Source organism: Pseudomonas sp. Fl5BN2 (assembly GCF_009908205.1).
Taxonomy (GTDB): Bacteria; Pseudomonadota; Gammaproteobacteria; order Pseudomonadales; family Pseudomonadaceae; genus Aquipseudomonas.
Window position 1 is genome coordinate 50,806 of the sequence record NZ_JAAARL010000023.1, and the last position, 22,283, is coordinate 73,088.

4 protein-coding genes and 2 pseudogenes are annotated in these 22,283 nt (G+C 65.1%); 3 read left to right on the forward strand and 3 right to left on the reverse strand.

The annotated features are described in order from the left end of the window. Positions 1-147 precede the first annotated feature (147 nt). From GV819_RS26600 to GV819_RS33330, 3 genes and pseudogenes are all read left to right on the forward strand, one after another. On the forward strand, positions 148-516 hold the full coding sequence (locus GV819_RS26600) for a hypothetical protein (protein ID WP_161759022.1): 369 nt from the start codon (positions 148-150) through the stop codon (positions 514-516). 28 nt (positions 517-544) lie between these two features. Continuing rightward, positions 545-1,093, forward strand: coding sequence for an N-acetyltransferase (locus tag GV819_RS26605; RefSeq protein ID WP_161759023.1), 549 nt, complete (start codon positions 545-547; stop codon positions 1,091-1,093). Continuing rightward, a pseudogene (locus tag GV819_RS33330) lies at positions 1,074-1,744 on the forward strand (transposase); the annotation flags it as partial. The gene GV819_RS26605 and the pseudogene GV819_RS33330, both read left to right, overlap by 20 nt. Before the next feature lie 145 nt (positions 1,745-1,889). Here GV819_RS33330 and GV819_RS26615 read toward each other — a convergent pair. From GV819_RS26615 to GV819_RS26620, 3 genes and pseudogenes are all read right to left on the reverse strand, one after another. After that, positions 1,890-9,686: an amino acid adenylation domain-containing protein gene (locus tag GV819_RS26615; protein ID WP_434738443.1), complete on the reverse strand. Its 7,797-nt coding sequence runs from the start codon at positions 9,684-9,686 to the stop codon at positions 1,890-1,892. Further along, positions 9,672-11,081, reverse strand: a pseudogene (locus tag GV819_RS33865) (condensation domain-containing protein); the annotation flags it as partial. The pseudogene GV819_RS33865 and the gene GV819_RS26615, both read right to left, overlap by 15 nt. A gap of 3 nt (positions 11,082-11,084) precedes the next feature. Continuing rightward, positions 11,085-22,124, reverse strand: a complete 11,040-nt coding sequence (locus GV819_RS26620; protein ID WP_161759025.1) for a non-ribosomal peptide synthetase — start codon at positions 22,122-22,124, stop codon at positions 11,085-11,087. Positions 22,125-22,283: the final 159 nt, after the last annotated feature.

A 22,283-nucleotide genomic window follows, 5' to 3' on the forward strand; every position in this document is an offset into this window, starting at 1 on the left:
TTAGAACCCTGTATTCACCAACCTTGATTCACTCTGCGAGCAAATCAGAATTCTTAGTCACTAAATGACAAAACGCTACGCACTGCTCACTCTGTTAGCAAAGTGACGATAAAATAGGTTATCAACACGTTCTATCAAGGATGACTGATGGCCCCCCGCCCCCACCGTATCACCACCGGATTCGACCAGTCCTACGCCTGCAGCACCTGCGACACCGAAAACCTCGATTTCGACCAGGACCTCAACGAACGCGACTGGACGTGCTCTGCCTGCGGCCACCCCGTGCTGATCGCTCTGGCCGACGACGCCGGCAATACCGCCCTGGTGGTGCGTTACCAGGCCCAACACCTGGAACCCGGCGACTACATCTACCAAGAGCATGACCTGGACGGCGGCGTCCTGCGGGTAATGGGCTCCAACAAAGCCATGGGCAAAGGCAACAAGTGGTACCTGGGTCTGCAGGGCTTCGGCAGTATGACCGTCGAGCCCGATCGCTATTTCAACCGCGTGCCCTAACACCGTGACCCAGCCAACGGATAGCCCCATGCCCCTGTTCGACCCCCTCCGCGACTTCTTCCAGCGCCGCAAGGCGGCCAAGCTCGATCAGTCCGCCCTGGGCCTGCAGATCCAGATCGAGCACAACGCAGTAGTGCGGGACAATTTCTTTTTCCCCGGGCCCACCATTACCGCTTCGATCCTGCGTGATGGCCAACCTGTCGGCTCCATCCGCTACGGCCAAAGCCCGCTCCAGGATCGGGTCTACATCAGCGACTTCAAGATCAGCGACACACAGCGCCGGCAGGGCAGTGGCCAGGCCGCGCTGTGGCGGATCTGGTGTCTGTACCAGGTACCGCTGACGCCCATGCACGAAGTTGCTACCTCGGTCGATTTTTGGGACAAGGTCCGCAGGCGCTTCGCCGGCGCCGGCGTCGAGCTCACGCGCGATATCCGTACCGGCGATCAGGACGCCGAGCAAGACCGCTGGAGGCACCTGATTCCCGAGCCCGAACACCTGGCCAAGATTCGGGAAATCGAGGCATCACCCGAATGGCCAGCCATCCAGAGCGCGTGGGCTGCCCGGGAGCAATCATGAATCAGCTAATACCGCAGGCGACGCCGCTGAGCACCGTCTAACCGCAGCCCAGTTTCAGCAACTGGCCGTCGTGCCGGCAGCGGTGGAGTGGTTAGCAAATATCGACAACCCGCGCACTCGGCGCGCCTATCCAAACGACCTGGAGGACTTTTGCGGTTTTGTCGGGCTCACCGGCGCCGATGAGTTTCGTGCCGTGACCCGGGCCCACGTCTTGGCTTGGTGCGCCCAGCTCGAAAACCCCAGCCTGGCCGGGGCCACCATCCGCCGCAAACTGGCGGCACTGGCCAGCGTGTTCGATCACCTCCTGGAGAACAATGCCATCGCCGGTGGCAACCCGGTGCACAGTGTCAAGTGCCCGGAGATCGCCGACTTGCCGCAGCTTGGCAAACTGATACGACGGAAGGTCAATGCGTTGATCGGGGTAGCCCCTTTAACCGCGACTCAGGAACGTTTCGCGGCAAGCGAATGATCTTCGGTAGATATGCAGCGGTCAGGCGCATGCTGCATATGGCGACGTTAGCGGCTGTTCGCTTCAACCCAGTAATCGGGGCCTTCTATCAACGACTCGTCGCCACAGGTAAGCCGAACAAAGTTGTTCTGGTTGCCTGTATGCGAAAGCTGGTGACCATTCTCAACGCCGTCGCAAAACAGGAAAGCCGTGGGATGAATCCATCCACACGGCTTGACTGGCAAGACAGTTGCTCGTTATGCCCCCGGTCACTGTCCGTGACCGGGGGCTTGTGCATCATCGCCGCAGCCGACGCCGGGCGAACATCCGCCGGCGCCGCTTGCGACCTTACACCTGCAGCAGCGGCTCAGGCTCGACGCTCTCCGCTGCAGGCAGATCGCCAAGGCGTTGCAGCGTCTCGTCGGCCAGGGCCAGCAGCAACTGCTGGAAATCCCCAGCCAGGTAGCCCATGTCCGCCGCCGTGAAGACCTCGCGGTCATAGTTGAACTCCAGCCGCAGGGTGTCCGCAGACCAGAGCATGACGGTCAATGGATAGTGGGTCTGCTCCAGACTCTGCACGTCAACGAACTGCAGGCCCGAAGGTGCCCCTTGCTCCAGCGCTTCGGACACCGGGTAGTTCTCGAACACCAGCACGCTGTCGAACAGTTCCTGGCCGGCCCGGCCGGCCCAACGCTGGATGTCCGAGAGCGCAGTCTGTTCCTGCTCGCGCAAGCGTACGTTCTGTTCCTGTACCTGCTGCAGCCAGTCGCCCACGGCCATGTGCCCACGGGGTGAAGCCACCACCGGCAGGGTGTTGATGAACAGCCCGACCTGCTGTTCGATCCCTGGCAACTCCACCGGGCGACCCGACACAGTGGCCCCAAAGGCCACGCTGTCCTGCCCGCTGTGGCGCTGCAGCAGCAACAGCCAGGCACTCTGTACCAGGGTGTTGAGGGTGACCTTGTGGCGCTGCGCCGAAGCCTTGAGCCAGGCCGTCTGCTTGAGGTCGAACGTCAAGCGGTGATCAGCATTGGCCGCACGCGCTTGCCCGGGCACGACCACGGCGCTGCCCGGCAAGCGCGTCGGCTCGTGCAATGGCGCCAGGTGCTCGGTCCAGAAGGCCTGGTTGGCGTCACGGTCCTGGCGTTGCAGCCAGGCGATGTAATCGCGATAGCTGCTGATGCGCGCCGGCAAGCTCTCACCCGCGTAGTGCTGCAGCACCTCGCCAAACAGTTGCGAACCGCTCCAGCCATCCAGCAGCAAGTGGTGGCTGGTGTAGATCAGATGATGGCGGTTGGCACCGGTACGCACCGCCACCAGACTCAACAGCGGCGCCTGGTCGAGCGCGAAGCCCTGGATGCGGGTGGCCTGGGCCAGGGTTTCCAGGGCTTGTACCTGATCGGCCCGATCCTGCCAGTCATGCTCGACCCAAGGCAGTTGCCGATGTTTGTAGACCACTTGCAGCGGCTGCTGGCCGGTCTGCCAGAGGAACCCCGTACGCAGAATTGCATGCTGGTCCATGGCGGCCTGCCAGGCCGCGCAAAAACGCTCGACGTCCAGGCCCTGGACATCGATGCGCATCTGGTTGATGTAGTCACCGGCGCGCGGTTTGTGCACCACCTGATTGAGCATGCTCCGCTGCATCGGCGCCAGCGGGTACAGATCCTCGACCTGCTCCAGCGCCAGCGGCAAGGCATCCAGTTGTTCCTGAGGCAATCCGGCCAGGGCGAAGTCGGACGGGGTCGCACCGTGGTGCTGCGGTTGGCAGCAGTGCTCGATCAGCAACTTGAGTTCCCGGGCGTAGTCATCGGCCAGGTGCTGGATGCTTGCCTCGTCGAACATCTGCTGGCTGAAGCTCCAGTTCAGGTTCAATTCGCCGGCGTAGATCTGGCCGTTGATTTCCAGCCAGTTGCCCAAGTCCGCATCAGGACTCTGGTCCGCCCCGCTGTAGTCACCAGAGGGCGCAAACAAGCCTGCGCTTTGCCCATCGTCGAAACTGCCGTCGAACTGCCCCAGGTAGTTGAAGGTGATACGCGGACGTGGCAACCGACTCAGGGCCTCACGGATCTCGGCGCTGCCCAGGTAGCGCAGGGCGCCAAAGCCGATGCCTTTATCGGGAATCCTGCGCAGCTGTTCCTTGATGCCCTTGAGCGAGTCCGCCAGCGTCGAGGCGGGCACCAGTTGCACCGGATAGATGCTGGTGAACCAGCCCACGGTGCGAGTCAGGTCGACGTCATCGAACAGGTCTTCACGGCCGTGGCCTTCCAGGCGAATCAGGGTCGAGGCGTGGCCGGTCCAGCGCCCCATGACCCGCGCCAGGGCGGTCAGCAGCACATCGTTGATCTGCGTGCGATACGCCGCCGGCACCTCTTGCAGCAACTTGCGGGTATAGGCCTGATCCAGGTGCGTGGTGACGTTCAAGGCGTAGCGGTTGCTCAGGCTGGCCGCCGGATTGACTCCCGGCAGATCGGCCTCGGCCCCGTGCAGCTGCGTTTGCCACCACCCCAGTTGCCGTTGCAGGGCCTCGCCCTGGGCATGGCTCTGCAAGCGCTGGGCCCAGGCCCGGGTCGAGCTGGTCTTGGCCGGCAACACCGCCGGGCGGCTCTGGGCCAGTTGGCGATAAGCGCTCTGCAAGTCTTCCAGCAGAATCCGCCAGGACACGCCATCCACCACCAAGTGGTGAATCGCCAACAGCAAGCGCTGGGAACCGTCCGCCAGGTCCACCAGGACCGCCCGCAGCAACGGGCCCTGGCCAAGATCAAGGCTGCGCTGGGCGGCCTCGCCCAGCACCGCGAGTTCCTCGGCACCGCCCAATGTCCGGCACCACAGCACCTGCTCGGCCTGGTGCTGCTGGGCCGGACGATAACTGGCCTGCCAGGTGCCGTCTTGCTGGATGTACTGCGAACGCAAGGCGTCGTGGTGCACGATCAACGCCTGCAGTGCCTGCGCCAGCAACAGCGGGTCCAGGCGCTCATGGGCCCGCAGCACCACCGACTGGTTCCAGTGATGACGCTCGACGATATCGTCCTCGAAGAACGCTTGCTGAATCGGCAACAACAGCAATTCGCCGTTCAACGGCGACTGATCGATCACCAGCCCCTCCTCGCCCTGGCGGGCCACAGCCGCCAGGCTGTGCACGGTCTGGTGCTGGAACAGGTCCTTGGGGCTGAAGCGGATACCCGCCTGACGAGCCCGGCTGACCGCCTGGATGGAAATGATCGAGTCCCCGCCCAGCTCGAAGAAGTTGTCGTTCAAGCCCACTTGGGGCAAGCGCAGGACTTCGGCCCAAATCGCCGCGATCTGCTGCTCCAACTCGCTCTGCGGCGCCACATAGGCTTGCTGCATCAGGCTTGCATCCGGCTGCGGCAGGCCCTTGCGGTCCAGCTTGCCGTTAGGCGTCAGCGGCATCTGCGCCAGGAACAGCAAGTGCACCGGCACCATGTAATCCGGCAGCCGCGCTCTCAATGCCTGGCGTACCACTTCACGGCAATCGGCCTGGGCCTGCAGGTCATCGACCTGAGTGGGGTCCAGGGGCACCAGGTAAGCCACCAACTGTTTACCGCTCGGCCCTTCCTGGGCCACTACCACCGCTTCGCGCACCGATTCCTGCTCACGCAGACGGGCTTCGATTTCGCCCAGTTCGATGCGGAAACCGCGGATCTTCACCTGGTGGTCGACCCGGCCCAGGTAATCCACTACACCGTCGGCACGGCCACGGGTCAGGTCGCCGCTGCGATAGGCGCGGCTGCCCGGTGCGCCATGCGGATCGGGCACAAAACGCTCGGCAGTCAGCGCCGGACGCTCCAGGTAACCGCGGGCCACACCCTCGCCCCCCAGGTACAGCTCGCCGGCCACGCCAATCGGCTGCAGGTTGAGTTCGGCGTCCAGCACATAGCCGCTGCGGTTGCCCAGCAAGGTGCCGATCGGCATGTAGACCGCGCCACAGCGATCGCCGGCACGGGCTTTCCACAACAGCGGCGTGACCACGGTTTCGGTGGGGCCGTAGCCGTTGAACAGGTAGGTCGGACGCAAGGCGCGCCAAGCCAGGTCATAGCTCGATTGCGCCACCGCATCACCACCGAAGCAGTACACCCGCACCGCCGGCGGGTTGCCGTCGCGCTCGGCATGCTCGGCCAGCTGTTGCAGGTACACCGGCGGGAACACGCCCACGGTCACCCCGTGACGGTGCATCTGCGCGTAGGTGTATTCCGGCAGCCACAGGCTGTCATCGCGGATCAGCACCCGCGCACCGTTGATCAGCGGGTGCATCCAGCCTTCGTGGGAACCGTCGAAGGCGAAGGACATGAAGTGCAGCTCGCAGTCCGCCGGGGTCATTTCATAGCGTTCGCCAGTGGCGATGATGTGCGCCACCAGCGGCCCGTGGGACACCGCCACGCCCTTGGGCATGCCAGTGGAGCCGGAGGTGTAGATCACGTAGGCCAGGTTGTCGCCGTCCAGGGCCACTGCCGGGGTCGTGTCGCTGTAACCGTCCCAGTCCTCGCGGCGATCCACCGCCAGGCTCGCCAGTCCCTCGGGGATCGGCAGTTTGTGCGCCACGGCGGTATGGGTCAGCAGCAGCCGGGCACGGCTGTCCTGCATCATGTACAGCAGGCGGTCCTCGGGGTATTCCACGTCCAGCGGCACATACACGCCGCCAGCCTTGAGCACCGCCAGGAACGCCACCATGATCTCGGCGCTGCGCGGCATGGCGATCGCCACCCGCACTTCCGGTCCCACGCCACGGGCGATCAGGGCCCGGGCCAGGCGGTTGGCGCTGCTGTTGAGCTGATCGTAGGTCAGGTGCTGGTCATCGAAGATCACCGCCACCGCGTCCGGGGTACGCCGGGCACTGTCTTCCACCAGCTGGTGCACCAGGCGCCCGGCCGGGAAGCCCGACTGGCTGCGGTCCCAGAGTTGACGGATGTGCTGCTGCTCATCGACATCCAACAGGTTCAACTGGCCAATGCTCTGCTGCTGATCGGCCACCATGGCCTGCAACAGATTCTGCCAGTGACGGGCCATGCGCTGGATGGTCGAGGCCTCGAACAGATCGGTGGCATAGCCCAGCGAAGCCAAGAGACCATCGGCCGACTCATGTACATCCAGGTCCAGATCGAAGTGCACGGTCTGGCTGTCCCATTCCAGGCCTTCCACCCGCAGGTCGCTGAGCGGTTGCCCGGACTCCTTGCGCTGGTTGTCGGTCTGGTGGTTGAACATCACCTGGAACAGCGGGTTGAGGCTCAGGCTGCGCTCCGGCTGCAGGGCCTCCACCAGTTGTTCGAAAGGCAGGTCCTGGTGCGCCTGGGCCTCCAGGGCCCGCTGCTTCACCTGGGCCAGCAACTGGGCCACGGTCATCTGCCCGTCGATATCGGCCTTGAACACCTGGGTATTGACGAAGAAGCCGATCAGACGCTCGGTTTCCATGCGGTTGCGGTTGGCCACCGGCACCCCGACCCGCACGTCCTGCTGGCCACTGTAGCGGTGCAACAGGGTCTGGAACGAAGCCAGCAACAGCATGAACAGAGTCATGCCCTGAGCCTGGGCCAGGGCCTTGAGATCCTCGGTCAGCGGCGCTGGCAGTGGCACATTCAAACGCGCCCCGCGATGGCTTTGCGCGGCCGGACGCAAGTGGTCCAGGGGCAACTCCAGCACCGGCTGTTCACCGCCCAGCAGTTGCACCCAATAATCGAGCTGACGCTGTTTTTCCCCAGCCTCCATCCAGTTGCGCTGCCACAAGGCGTAGTCGGCATACTGAATCGCCAGGGCCGGCAATTGCAGGTCCTGGCCCTGGCTGTAGGCGACATACAACTGCACCAGCTCATCGACCATCACCCGCATCGACCAGCCATCGGAAACGATGTGGTGCTGCACCAGCACCAACACGTGATCATCGGCCGCCAGGCGCAGCAGTTGGACCCGCAACAACGGCCCTTGCTCCAGGTTGAAAGGACGGCCGATCTGCGCTTGCACCTCGGCCTTGAGCCGGTCCTCGGTAATGTCGACACACGGGATCGGCAATGCCTGAGGCCCACAGATCACCTGGACCGCGCGCTCGGCGTCCTGCCGCAGATGGGTGCGCAGGCTTTCGTGGCGCGCCACCAGGGTGTCGAAACTGCGCTGCAGGGCCGCCTGGTCCAGGTTTCCCTTCAAGCGCAAGGCACCCGGTACGTGATAGGCCGTGCTTTCGGGCTCCAGTTGCCAGAGAAACCATTGCCGCTCCTGGGCGTAGGACAAGGCCAGGGGCTGGTCCCGGGACACCGCGACAATCTCCGGCACCGCTTGGCCGGCACTGGCGTCCAGCGCCTGCAAGGCCGCAGCGAAACCGCCCAGTCGCGGTTGCTCGAAGAGGACGCGTAACGGCACCTCCAGCTCCAGGCCCTGGCGCAGGCGTGAGACCACCTGCATGGCCAACAGCGAGTGGCCACCCAATTCAAAGAAATGATCCGTCAGGCCGATCCGCTCGACCCCGAGAATGTCAGCCCAGATAGCCGCCACCTGTTGCTCGATGGCACTGACCGGCGCCACCCACTGCGCCTGCAACTGGCTGGCATCCGGTTTGGGCAGGGCCCTGCGGTCCAGCTTGCCATTGGGGCTCAAGGGCATCTGCTCCAGCACCCGCCACAGCGCCGGGACCATGTAGTCCGGCAAATGAGCCGCCAGGTGTGCACTCAGCACATCGCGCCAGTCATCGCCCTGGCCTTGCAGCACCAGGTAGCCCACCAGGTATTGGCCATCCACGGCCAGGACCGCGGTCTCGCATACCCAGTCATGCTCCAGCAGACGAGCCTCGATTTCTCCCAGCTCGACCCGCAGGCCGCGCAGCTTGACCTGATGGTCGATACGCCCGGCGTACTCGATCACGCCGTTTTCGCGATAGCGCGCCAGGTCGCCGGTACGGTACAGGCGCTCCCCGGCCACGAATGGATGGGCCACGAAACGCTCGGCCGTGAGGGCCGGGCGACGGTGATAACCACGGGCCAGGCCCTCGCCCCCCAGATACAGCTCGCCCAGCACACCTACCGGTACCGGCTCGAAGTTGCGGTCGAGGATGTAGCAGCCCAGGTTGGCGATCGGTTCGCCGATCGGCACCGCATCGCGCCCTTCGTCGATACAGGTCCAATGGGTGACGTCGATGGCCGCCTCAGTGGGTCCGTAGAGATTGTACAAACCCGCCTGGGGCAGCTTGGCGAACACTTGCTGCTGGGCATCCACCGGCAACGCCTCGCCACTGCAGACGATTCGCTTCAGGCTCTGGCAGGAAGACACGTTCGAATCCTGCAGGAACACCTGCAGCATCGATGGCACAAAGTGCAGCGTGGTGACCTGCTCGGCATTGATCAGGCTCACCAGTTTGGCCGGCTCACGATGATCCCCCGGCGCCGCGACTACCAGGCGCGAGCCGGTCATCAGCGGCCAGAAGAATTCCCACACCGATACGTCGAAACTGAACGGGGTCTTCTGCAATACGGTGTCGCTGGCATCCAACCGGTAAGCCTCCTGCATCCAGCACAGGCGGTTGCTCAGGGCCGAATGGCGGTTACCGGCACCCTTGGGTTGCCCGGTGGAACCTGAGGTGTAGATCACATAAGCCAGGTTCTCGCCGACCACCTCGACCCCAGGGTTGTGCTCGCCATGGCCTTGCAGCCAGGACTCGCCCGGCTCCAGCACCAGGCTTTGCAGCCCTTGGGGAATCGGCAGTTGCTCCAGCAAGTGCGCCTGGGTCAGCAACAGTTTCACGCCGCTGTCCTCAAGCATGTAGGCCAGGCGTTCGCGAGGGTACTCAGGGTCCAGCGGTACATAAGCGCCGCCGGCCTTGAGCACCGCCAGCAGGCCCACGACCATTTCGATGGAGCGCTCAACTGCCAGCCCCACCAGCACATCCGGGCCGACTCCGGCCGCGATCAGGCGATGGGCCAGGCGGTTGGCCCGACGGTTCAGCTCGGCATAGCTCAGGCACTGCCCGGCAAAGACCAGGGCCGGTGCATCCGGAGCCCGTATCACCTGCGCTTCGATCAACTGCTGCACGCTGGCGTGCAGTGGGTAATCGCGTTCGGTGGCGTTCCATTGATAGACGATCTGCTGCCGCTCCTGGGCATCCAGCAGCGGCAGGTCATCCAGTGCCAGGGCGCTGTCCCCGACCGCCACCCGCAACAGGTTCAGCCAGTGACGGGTCATGCGCTGCGCAGTCGCGGCACTGAACAAGTCGGTGGCGTAGGTCAGGGACGCCCAGATCCCTTCGCCGGCTTCCTGGGTATCCAGGCTCAAGTCGAACTGGGCGGTTTGGTTCTCCCATTCCAGGCCGGCGACCCGCAGGCCGGGCAACTGCTTCTCTGCGCCACCTGGCGAGGCATTGGCCTGGTGGTTGAACATCACCTGGAACAACGGGTTGTGGCTCAGGCTGCGCTCGGGCTGCAAGGCCTCCACCAATTGCTCGAAGGGCAAGTCCTGGTGAGCCTGGGCTTCCAGGGAACGGCGCTTGGCTTGTTGCAACAGCTGGGCGAAGGTCATCTGCCCGTCGAGATCGGCCTTGAACACCTGAGTGTTGACGAAGAAGCCGATCAGGCGCTCGGTCTCGACCCGGTTGCGGTTGGCAATCGGCACTCCGATCCGCAGGTCCTGCTGGCCACTGTAGCGATACACAAAGGCCTGGAAAGACGCCAGCAGCACCATGAACAGGGTCGCGCCTTCGCGCTGGGCCAGAGCCTTGAGCCCCGACACCAGGGCCGGCTCCAGGGCCATGTCCAGGCGCGCCCCGCGAAAGCTCTGGACTGCCGGGCGTGGATGATCGAGCGGCAACTCCAGCACCGGCTGCTCACCGGCCAGCAGTTCACGCCAATACCCCAGCTGACGCGCCTTCTCTCCGGCTTCCATCCAGCTGCGCTGCCAGAGGGCGTAGTCGGCGTACTGGATCGGCAGGGCCGGCAGTTGCAACGCCTGCCCCTGGCTATAGGCGCCATACAGTTGCACCAACTCTTCGACCATCACTTGCATCGACCAGCCGTCAGACACGATGTGGTGCTGAACCAGCACCAGCACGTGCTCGTCGGCATCGAGTTGCAACAGGCTGACCCGTAGCAGCGGACCGCGCTGCAGATCGAAAGGCCGGGCAATTTCTTCCTCCACCCGGGCCATCAGCTGTGGCTCATCGATCTGCGCTTCGCTGATCCGGGTCTCGGTCTCGGCCAGCACCACCTGGGACATGCGCTCGCCATCCAGATGCAGGTGGGTGCGCAGGCTTTCATGGCGGGCCACCAGGGTGTCGAAACTGCGCTGCAGGGCGCCCTTGTCCAGGCGCCCGCTCAGGCGCAGCGCCGCCGGCACGTGGTAGGCAGCACTGTCCGGATCCAGTTGCCAGAGAAACCACTGACGCTCCTGGGCGTAGGACAACGGCAGGCTTGGCGCGTCTTGCCGGGTCGGGGCGATGGGCAGTTGAGCGAAACTCATGCCCCGCGCTTGCAGGCGCTGATAGAACTGCTGGCGCTGCTCCAGAGGCAGTCGGAGAAAGCGCGAGACCAGATCGATATTAGGGTTGGAAAGCATTATTCAAATCGCCTCTAGTTCGCTCATGAATTCACGAAGATCATCAAAATCAGCCGCCGTGCCGACATGGCAAGCGCTTGCGGCCTGGGCATAGGTCTGCAGCGAATCGGTCTGGAACAGCTCCGCCAGCGGTACTTCCAGCCCCAGTTCGGCCTGAACCCGGGAAGTGATCTGGATCGCCAGCAGGGAATGGCCGCCCACCTCGAAGAAGTTGTCGTTCAAACCCACCCGCGGCAGGCGCAGCACCTCGGCCCAGATGGCCGCGATCTGTTGCTCCAGCTCGCTCTCGGGCGCCACATAGGCTTGCTGCATCTGGCTCGCGTCCGGTTGCGGCAAGCCCTTGCGATCGAGCTTGCCGTTGGGAGTCAGCGGCATCTGTTCGAGGAACAGCACGTGCGCCGGCACCATGTAATCCGGCAGGTGGCTGCGCAGGGCACGGCGCAGGGTGTCGCGGTAGCTCGCTTGCTGCGCCAGGTCGCCGGCCACGCTCGGATCGAGCATCACCAGGTAACCCACCAGCTGTTTGCCGGTCGGCCCTTCCTGGGCCACCACCACCGCTTCGCGCACCGAATCCTGCTCACGCAGGCGGGCTTCGATCTCGCCCAGTTCGATGCGGAAACCACGGATCTTCACCTGATGGTCAACCCGCCCCAGGTAATCCACCACGCCGTCGGGGCGGCCACGGGTCAGGTCGCCACTGCGGTAGGCACGGCTGCCCGGGGCGCCGTAAGGATCGGGCACAAAACGTTCGGCAGTCAGCGCCGGACGCTCCAGATAACCGCGGGCCACGCCCTCGCCGCCCAGGTACAGCTCACCGGCCACGCCAATTGGTTGCAGGTTGAGTTCGGCGTCCAGCACGTAGCCGCTGCGGTTGCCCAGCAAGGTGCCGATGGGCATATACGCCGCGCCACACGGAGTGCCTTTAGCGGCTTTCCACAACAATGGCGTGACCACGGTTTCGGTCGGGCCATAACCGTTGAACAGATAGGTCGGACGCAACGCACGCCAGGCCAGATCGTAGCTGGACTGGGCCACCGCATCGCCGCCGAAGCAATACACCCGCACCGGCGGCGGATTGCCGTCGCGCTCGGCATGCTCGGCCAACTGTTGCAGGTACACCGGCGGGAACACCCCGACGGTTACGCCATGGCGGTGCATCTGTGCGTAGGTGTATTCCGGCAACCACAGGTTGTCGTCGCGGATCAGCACTCGGGCGCCGTTGATCAGCGGGTGCATCCAGCCTTCGTGAGAGCCGTCGAAAGCGAAGGACATGAAGTGCAGTTCGCAATCGGCCGCGGTCATTTCATAGCGCTCGCCGGTGGCGATGATGTGCGCCACCAACGGCCCGTGGGACACCGCCACGCCCTTGGGCATGCCCGTGGAACCCGAGGTGTAGATCACGTAGGCCAGGTTGTCGCCGTCCAGGGTCACCGGTGGCGCCGTCTCTGCGTAGCCGGCCCACTCCTGGGCCTGGTCGACTGCCAGGCTATCCAGGCCAGCGGGGATCGGCAGTTGTTGCTGGACCGCACTGTGGGTCAGCAGCAGCTTGGCGCGGCTGTCCTGCATCATGTACAGCAGGCGGTCCTGTGGATACTCCACGTCCAGCGGCACATACACGCCGCCGGCCTTGAGCACCGCCAGGAACGCCACCATGATTTCGGCGCTGCGCGGCATGGCAATCGCCACCCGCACTTCCGGGCCCACGCCACGGGCGATCAAGGCCCGGGCCAGGCGATTGGCACTGCGCTCCAGCTCGCCATAGGTCAGCTGCTGATCGTCGAAGATCACCGCCACGGCCTCGGGGGTTTCCCTTGCACGGTCGGCCACCCGCTCATGTACCAGGCGCTGGGCAGAAAAACCCGAATCCGTACGGTTCCACAGCTGGCGGATGTGCTGCTGTTCGTCGACATCCAGCAGGTTCAGCTGGCCGATGCTCTGCTGCGGGTCGGCAACCATGCCGCGCAGCAAGTTCTGCCAATGCCGGGCCATGCGCTCGATGGTCGAGGCCTGGAACAGATCGGTGGCATAGCTCAGGGACGCACGCACTGCGGCGGCCGACTCCTCGATATCCAGGGTCAGGTCGAACTGCGCCACCCCTTCATCCCAGGTCACCAGCGCCATGTCCAACTGCGCCAAGCGCTGCAGATGGCTGTCGGCCAAGGTGATGTGGTGGTTGAACACCACTTGGAACAACGGGCTCAGGCTCAGGCTGCGCTCGGGCTGCAAGGCCTCGACCAACTGTTCGAACGGCAGGTCCTGATGAGCCTGGGCCTCCAGGGCCCGCTGCTTGACCTGTTGCAACAGCTGGGCCACGTTCATCTGCCCGTCGATGTCGGCCTTGAGCACCTGGGTGTTGACGAAGAAGCCGATCAGGCGCTCGGTCTCGACCCGGTTGCGGTTGGCGATCGGCACCCCGACGCGGATGTCCTGCTGGCCGCTGTAGCGGTGCAACAGGGTCTGGTAGGAGGCCAGCAACAGCATGAACAGGGTCACGCCCTGGCGCTGGGCCAAGGCCTTGAGGTCTGCCACCAGGGACGGTGCCAGATCGATGTTCAGGCGAGCACCGCGGTGACTTTGCAGGGCCGGGCGTTGATGGTCGAACGGCAGCTCCAGTACGGGCTGTTCGCCGCCCAGCAGGCCGCACCAATAGTGCAGCTGACGCACCTTCTCCCCGGCCTCCATCCAGTCACGCTGCCACAGGGCATAGTCGGCGTACTGGATCGGCATGGCCGGCAGTTGCAGCGTCTGGCCCTGGCTGTAGGCGGCATAGAGTTGCACCAGCTCATCGACCATCACCTGCATCGACCAGCCATCGGAAACAATGTGGTGCTGCACCAGCACCAGCACGTGCTCATCCTCCGACAGGCGCAGCAGCTTGACCCGCAACAGCGGCCCTTGCTTGAGATCGAACGGCTGGGCGATTTCGGCTTCCACAAGGGTCTTGAGCCGCGCCTCGTCGGCCTCGGCCAGGACCACCTCGATCCGCGCCTGGGCACTGATCACTTGCAGCGTGCGCTCACCGTCCTGCAGCAGGTGCGTGCGCAGGCTTTCGTGGCGCGCCACCAGGGTGTCGAAGCTGCGTTGCAGCGCCGTCACATCCAACCGGCCCTTCAGGCGCAGGGCGCTGGGCACATGGTAGGCGGCGCTTTCAGGGTCCAGTTGCCAGAGGAACCACTGCCGCTCCTGGGCGTAGGACAGGCTCAACGGCTGTTGCCGATCGACCGGCTGGATCACCGGGGCCGGTATCCCGGACTGGCCCAGGGCCTGGACGAAATCGCCCAGCACCGGGTGCTCGAACAGGGTCCTGAGGCTCACGTCGATGCCCAGCTTGTGGCGCACCCGGGAGACCATCTGGGTGGCCAGCAGCGAATGCCCGCCCATCTCGAAGAACTGGTCGCTGAGGCCCACGCGTTCAGCCCCCAGCACCTGGGACCAGATGTCCGCGATCTGCTGCTCACGCTCGGTGACCGGGGCGATCCAGCTGTCCAGGGACTGGCTGGCATCGGGCTTGGGCAGCGCCGAGCGGTCCAGCTTGCCGTTGGGGCTCAGCGGCAGGTGTTCAAGGAACAGGATATGCGCCGGCACCATGTAGTCCGGCAGCGCGTCGCGCAGGGCCGACTTGATTTGCTCGCGCAATGCCAGCTGCCCGGCTGGCGTCAGCGGCTCGTTGGCCACCACGTAGCTGAGCAACTGGTTGTCGGCGGCAATCACCAAGGCTTCGCGCAGGCTGGCCTGGGCCAGCAGGCGGGCTTCGATTTCCCCCAGCTCGATGCGGAAACCACGGACCTTGACCTGATGGTCGATGCGCCCGATGTACTCGATCACCCCATCGGCGCGGTAGCGCGCCAGGTCACCGGTGCGGTACAGGCGGCCCGGGCCAGCCACCGCGAACGGATCGGGAATGAAACGCTCGGCGGTCAGTTCGGGACGGTTGAAGTAACCCCGGGCCAGCAGCGGCCCACCGATCACCAGCTCACCGGCGACACCGACCGGTACCGGGTTGAGGCTGGCGTCCAGCAGGTAGATGGCACGGCCATCGAGGACCCGGCCAATCGGCATGATCGCCGGCACCGCCTCGCTGCCGTCGACGTAGCCGCCGCAGTCCAATGCCGTGGCGGTCACCGTGGCTTCGGTGGGGCCATAGGTATTGAGCAGGCGCACATGCGCCAGGCCGGCTTCACGCCAGGCACTCAAGCCCTCGGGCGGCATCGCCTCGCCACCGGCATGCACCTGGCGCAGGCGCCCGTAGTCACGCGGGCCACGGTCGGCAAAGTCGCGCACCAGCAGGTACCAGTAGGCGGTGGTCAGGTCCACCACCGAGATCTGGTGCTCGATCAGTTGCTCATAGAAGGTGTCGCTGTCCCACAGCTCGCCACCGCGCACCACCACCCCGGCACCGCAGCACAGGGCCGGGTACAGCTGCTCGACGAAACCGTCGAAGTTGAAGGTGCCGAACTGCAGCACCCGGTCACTGGCGGTCAGTTCGAACAGCTCGGTGAACACCTCGACGTGACGGGCCAGCGCGGCGTGGTCGATGCCCACGCCCTTGGGCCGGCCGGTGGAACCGGAGGTAAACATCACATAGGCCAGGTTGCCCGGTTGCGCACGGGCTACGGGGTTCTGCGCCGAGTATCCGGCCAGCCACTGTGGATCGTCGTCCAGGCAGATGCGCGGCAACCCGGGCGCGATCGACAGGCGCTCCAGCAGCGCATGCTGGGTCAGCAACAGCTGCAGCCCGCTGTCTTCAATCATGCATTGCAGGCGGTCCTGAGGGTATTGCGGGTCCAGCGGCACATAGGCGCCCCCGGCCTTGAGCACCGCCAACAGGCCAACAATCATTTCCAGCGAGCGGTCCACCGCGACCCCCACCAGGGTGTCGGCAGTAACGCCCTGCTCCATCAGGTGATGGGCCAGGCGGTTGGCCCGGCGGTTGAGTTCGGCATAACTCATGCGCCGCTGATCGAGAATCAGCGCCACCTGGTCCGGCTGCGCCAGCACCTGCTGCTCGAAGCGGCTCAGCACACTGGCCTTGGCCGGTTGCGTGGCATGGGCCGGATTCCAATCGCTGAGCAAGCGTTGCTGTTCTGGCTCCAGGAGCAACGGCAAGGCGCCCAGCGCCGACTCGGGGGACTCGACGAAACGCTGCAGCAGCGCCTGCAGGTAGGCACCCAGGCGCTGCACCGTGACGGCATCGAAATCCGCCTGCAGGTATTCCAGGTTCAGGCTCAAGCGCTGCCCGCCGTGGACGGTCAGGGTCAGCGGGTAGTTGGTGCGTTCCTGGCTGCGCACGTTGCTGAACTGCAGCCCGGCACCGCCGGCCTGCTCCAGGCTCTGCGCCACCGGGAAGTTCTCGAACACCACCAGGGTGTCGAACAATGCCTCGCCAGCCGAACCGGCCCAGCGCTGGATATCGAACAGCGGGGTGTGTTCATGCTCGCGCATTTCCAGGTTCAGCGCCTGCACCGTGCGGACCCAGTCGCTGACACTTTGTGCCGGTTCAGCGCCGACAATCAGCGGCAAGGTGTTGATGAACAGACCGACCTGCTGCTCGACGTCCGCCAACTCCGCCGGCCGCCCGGAAACAGTCACCCCGCAGGCGACTGCGGCTTGCCCGGTGTAGCGCTGCAACAGCAACAGCCATGCCGATTGCACCAGGGTGTTGAGAGTCACCTGATGGGCCCGGGCGAAGGCACTCAAGTCCCGGGTCTGGGCTTCATCAAGCTGGCACAGCAGCTCGCCGTATTCGCCCTGCCCCACGGACTGCGCCGCCTTGGCAACGCTGCGAGCCAGGTACGACGGCTCGTCCAGCTGCCCCAGACGCTCGCGCCAGAAGCGTTCGCCAACCACCGGGTCCTGCTGTTGCAGCCAGGCGATGTGCTGGGCGAAGCCGGCGCCCACCGGCCCCAAAGGCTGGCCTTTGCTGGCTTGCAGGACCTCGTTGAGGACCAGCGCATTGCTCCAGCCGTCCATCAGGATGTGGTGGCTGGTGTAGAGCAAGTGCCAACGGTCTTCGCCGGTGCGTACCAGGGCCACCCGCAGCAGCGGCGGCCGGGCCAGTTCGAAGCCCTGTCGATGCTGTTCTTCGGCCAGGCTGTCGAGCGCCGCCTCGAGATCTTGGCGACCGCGCCAGTCGTGTTCGATCAACGGCAGCGTGACCTGGCGATAGACCACTTGCAGGGCCTGACCCTGCTCGTCCTGCCAGACAAACCCGGTACGCAGCATGTCGTGGCGCGCCAGCACCTGCTCCCAGGCCCGCTGGAACTGCACCACGTCCAGGCCTTGCACGTCCGCGCGCAACTGGCTGACATAGACCTCGTCCTGGCCTTGCTGGTACAGGCTGTGGAACAGCATGCCCTGCTGCATCGGCGACAGTGGATACAGGTCCTGCACCTGCCGGGACGGCAGCGCCAGGTCATCCAGTTGCTGTTGGCTCAGGCGTGCCAGGGTCACATCGGAAGGCGTGAAGCCACCGTGCTGCGTATCGATGCAATGCTCGATCAGCGCCAGCAGTTCCTGTTGGTAATCATCCACCAGGCGCTGGATGGTCGCGCTATCGAACATCTCGCGGCTGAAGCCCCAGCTCAGGCTCAGCTCGCCGCCGTAGACCTGGCCTTCGATCACCAGCCAGTTGGCCAGTGGCGCCAGCGGGTCCTGGGTCTGCCCGGCCTTCTCGGTCGCCGGCACCAGCAGGGCCTCGGCATCGAACTGACGATCGAACTGGCCCAGGTAGTTGAAGGTGACCCGGGGCTGCGCCAGATGCGCCAGGGCCTGGCGCGTGGCGTCAGCGCCCAGGTAGCGCAACAGGCCATAGCCCAGGCCCTTGTCCGGTACGGCGCGCAGTTGTTCCTTGATCGCCTTGATCGCCGCGCCGGGCTCGCCGGCCGGACGCAGGTACACCGGGAACAGGCTGGTGAACCAGCCGACGCTGCGGCTCAGGTCAAGGTCGCTGCCCAGGGTTTCACGGCCGTGGCCTTCCAACTGCAGCAGAGTGCCTTCGGTGCCGGTCCAGCGGCCCAGGGTGCGCGCCAGGGCGGTGAGCAGCAGGTCGTTGATCTGCGTGCGATAGGCACCAGCGGCCTGCTGCAGCAACTGCCCGGTGCGCTGGGCATCCAGGGTCAGGGTGATCTTTTGCTCATGACGGTTTTCCAAGGCGCCCGCCGGACGGTCAGCCGGCAGGTCGGCCAATTGGGCCGGAATCTGTGCCAGCCAATACTCCAGCTCGGCAGCACGTTCGCCCGCTACCAGTTGCAAGTGCTCGGACCAGGCCTGGTAGGAACTGGTGCGCGGCGCCAATGGCGCTTGCGGCTGGGTGTAGAGCTGTTGCAGGTCCTCCAGCAGCACGCGCCAGGACACGCCGTCCACCGCCCAGTGATGGATCACCAGCAGCAGGCGCTGGCTGCCATCCGCCAGGTTGACCAGCAGGCCGCGCAGCAATGGGCCGTGTTGCAGGTCCAGGCTGCGTTGCGCGGCTTCACAGAGCTCGCCCAGTTGCTGTGCATTCTCGGCGTTGCGCAACCACAGCAACTCGCCGATGTCCTCGCTGTAAGCCTGCTGCCAACCGTCGCTGGTCTGCCGGACCCGCAAGCGCAGGGCATCGTGATGGGCCGCCAGGCGGCTCAGGGCCAGGCCCAGGCGCTCAGCATCCAGAGGCTGGCGGGCCTGCAGCAACAATGACTGGTTCCAGTGGTGACGCTGGGGCACCGGCTGCTCCATGAACCAGTGCTGCACCGGAGTCAGCGCCACCTCACCGCTGGCCGGGCCGCTGTCCACACGCTCGGCGGCCACTGCCTTGGCCACCTGGGCCAGGCTGCGCAGGGTCTGATGCTGGAACAGGTCCCGCGGGTTCAGCAGCAGGCCGGCCTGCCGCGCGCGACTGACCACCTGGATGGAAATGATCGAGTCACCGCCCAGGGCAAAGAAGTTGTCGTCCAGCCCCACCTGCTCCACCGTCAGCACCCCGCGCCAGATCTCGGCCAGGGTTTGCTCGACGCCCTCACGGGGTGCGCTGTAAGGCGCTTGCTGGACTTCACCGACCTGGCTCAGCAGAGCCTTGCGGTCGAGCTTGCCGTTGGGCGTCAGCGGCATGCGCTGCAGCGGCACCCACTGCGCCGGCACCATGTACTCCGGCAGGCTGCGACCCAGATGCGCCATCAGCACGTCCGACCAGTCATCGGCGGCGTCCTGCAGCACCAGGTACGCCACCAGTTGCTTGCCGTCGATCACCAGCACCGTGGCTTCGCGGACCTGCGGATGCTCCAGCAGGCGCGTCTCGATCTCGCCCAACTCGATACGCAGGCCGCGCAGCTTGACCTGGTGATCGAGGCGCCCGAGGTATTCGATGACCCCGTCGGCACGCTGGCGCACACGGTCACCGGTGCGGTAAAGGCGTTCGCCATGATGAAACGGGCACGGCACGAAACGCTCGGCGGTCAGTGCCGGACGGCGGTGGTAACTGCGCGCCAGGCCGGCACCGCCCAGGTACAGCTCGCCGGCGACCCCGGCCGGCACGGGCAGCAACTGGGCATCCAGGACATGGGTGCGCAGGTTGGCGATCGGTCGGCCGATAGGCACGCTGTCGGCGCCTTCGTCGACGCAGGTCCAGTGAGTGACATCGATGGCCGCTTCGGTCGGCCCGTAGAGGTTGTACAGGCCGGCGCCCGGCAGTTGGGCGAACACCTGCTGCTGTGCATCCAGCGGCAAGGCCTCGCCACTGCAGACAATGCGCTTGAGGCTGGTGCAGGCAGCGACGCCGCTGTCGCGGATAAACGCCTGGAGCATGGACGGCACGAAGTGCAAGGTACTGACCTGCTGCGCAGTGATGGTGGCGATCAGTTGTGCCGGTTCACGGTGTGCCCCGGGCGCGGCCACCACCAGGCGGGCACCGGTCATCAGCGGCCAGAAGAACTCCCAGACCGAGACGTCGAAGCTGAAGGGGGTTTTCTGCAGCACCGCGTCGCTGGCCTCCAGGCCATAGGCCTCCTGCATCCAGCACAGGCGGTTGACCAGCGCCGCATGACTGTTGCCGGCGCCCTTGGGCTTGCCAGTGGAGCCCGAGGTGTAGATCACATAGGCCAGGTTCAACGGCCCGCCCAACAGCGCCAGCGGGCTGTCGCTGTAGGCGTCGAGCCAGCCCGGCGGCTGATCCAGGGTGATGACCTTGACCGCATCGGCCGGCAGCAATGGCAACAGCGAACGCTGGCTGAGCAGCAGCCCGATGCCGCTGTCTTCGATCATGTAAGCCAGGCGGTCCAGGGGGTATTCCGGGTCCAGCGGCACATAGGCACCGCCGGCCTTGAGGATCGCCAACAGGCCGACCACCATTTCGACGGAGCGCTCGATGCAGATGCCCACCAACACGTCCGGCCCGACACCCTGCTCACGCAGCAGGCGCGCCAGCTGGTTGGCCCGGGCATCCAGCACGCGGTAGCTGAGGACCTGCTCGCCGAACACCAGGGCACTGGCTTGCGGCGTACGCAAGGCCTGGGCCTCGATCAACTGATGCATGCACTGCTGGGTCGGGTAGGTCTGCACCTGAGTCTGGTTCCAGCGGTGAACCAGGGTCTGCTGCTCCTGGGCATCGAGCATCGGCAATTCGCCGAGACGCTGCTGCGGGTCACTGATCATTCCCTGCAACAGCGCAGTCCAGTGCCGGGCCATGCGGGCGATGGTCTGGGCATCGAACAAGTCGACCGCGTAGGTCAGCGCGGCATGCAGCTTGCCGGACTTCTCGTAGGTGTCCAGGGTCAGGTCGAACTGGGTGGTGCGGCTCTGCCACTCGACCATGCCCAGCTCCAGCCCCGATGCGGTCTTCACCGAACTGATGTCGGCGACCTGGGGCTGGTGGTTGTACATCACCTGGAACAGTGGCGTGTGGCTCAGGCTGCGTTCCAGCTTGAAGGCTTCCACCAGTTGCTCGAACGGCAGGTCCTGATGGGCCTGGGCGCCCAGGGCCGCCTCCTTGACCGCCTGCAACAACTCGCTGATCCGGGTCTGGCCGGTGAGCTCGGTACGCAGCACCTGGGTGTTGACGAAGAAGCCGATCAGCCCTTCGACTTCCGCGCGGTTGCGGTTGGCGATGGGCACGCCGACGCGGATATCGCCCTGCCCGGTATAGCGATGCAGCAGCACATTGAAAGCACCGAGCAAGAGCATGAACAGGGTAACGTTGTGGGCTTTCGCCAAGCTCCGCAGTTGTTCGGCCAGGGCCGGCTCTACGGCGAACTCATGACGGCGGCCACGGTAGCTGGGCATAGCCGGGCGCGAATGATCGGTGGGCAACTCCAGCACCGGGTGCTCATCGCCCAGGCGTGCCTGCCAGTACTCCAGCTGCCGCGCCTGCTCGCCGGCTTCCAGCCAGCGCCGCTGCCACAAGGCGTAGTCGCTGTACTGGATCGGCAATGCCGCCAGCTGCGGCGCCTCGCCCCGTTCGAAAGCGTCGTAGCAGCGAATGAATTCGTCGATCAGCACGTTCATCGACCAGCCATCGGAGACGATGTGGTGCAGGGTCAGCAGCAGTACGTGTTCCTGGGCATCGAGCTTGAGCAGCTTGACCCGCAACAGTGGGCCCGTGCCCAGGTCGAATGGCAGCAACGACTGGCGCTGGGCCTCGTCGGCCACCGCTTGCTCGCGCGCCGGTGCGGCCAGCTGGCTGAGATCCTGGTGTTCCACCGCCAGCGCGGCCTGCGCCGCCGCCTGCTCGAGGCGGTCGTCGGCATGGCGCTTGAACACCGTGCGCAGGGTTTCATGGCGCGCCACCAGGGCGGCGAAGGCCTGTTCCAGTGCAACACAGTCCAGCGCCCCCGTCAGGCGCACCGCTCCCGGCAGGTTGTAGGCACCGCTCTGGGGGTCGAGCTGCCAGAGAAACCACATGCGGCGCTGGGCATACGACAGGGCCTGACGGTCATCGGCAGCCACGTCGAGAGGAATCGGAAATAACCCAAAGTCGATGTTTTCCGCCCGCAGGCTATCGAGGAACAGCCGCCGTTTTTCCAGCGGCAGCTCGATAAACCGACGAGCAAGTTTCAGGGACTTTTCAGCGTTCATCTGGGTTCATCCGTACATGTTGGGTATCGAGCTTTGGCTCGGCTATCCCTACGAAACGGATGGGCCAGGAGAAAAATTAACTGCGCGCAGCGCCGCGGATCAGGGCCGCAACGGTAAATTCCCGGGGTGGCGACTCGTCAAATCAGAACCTGCTTTTTT

Bases quoted from the DNA above. Each gene is read 5' to 3' on its own strand.
- GV819_RS26600 (WP_161759022.1), top strand. From the start codon at position 148: ATGGCCCCCCGCCCCCACCGTATCACCACCGGATTCGACCAGTCCTAC.
- GV819_RS26605 (WP_161759023.1), top strand. From the start codon at position 545: ATGCCCCTGTTCGACCCCCTCCGCGACTTCTTCCAGCGCCGCAAGGCG.
- GV819_RS26620 (WP_161759025.1), bottom strand. From the start codon at position 22,124: ATGAACGCTGAAAAGTCCCTGAAACTTGCTCGTCGGTTTATCGAGCTG.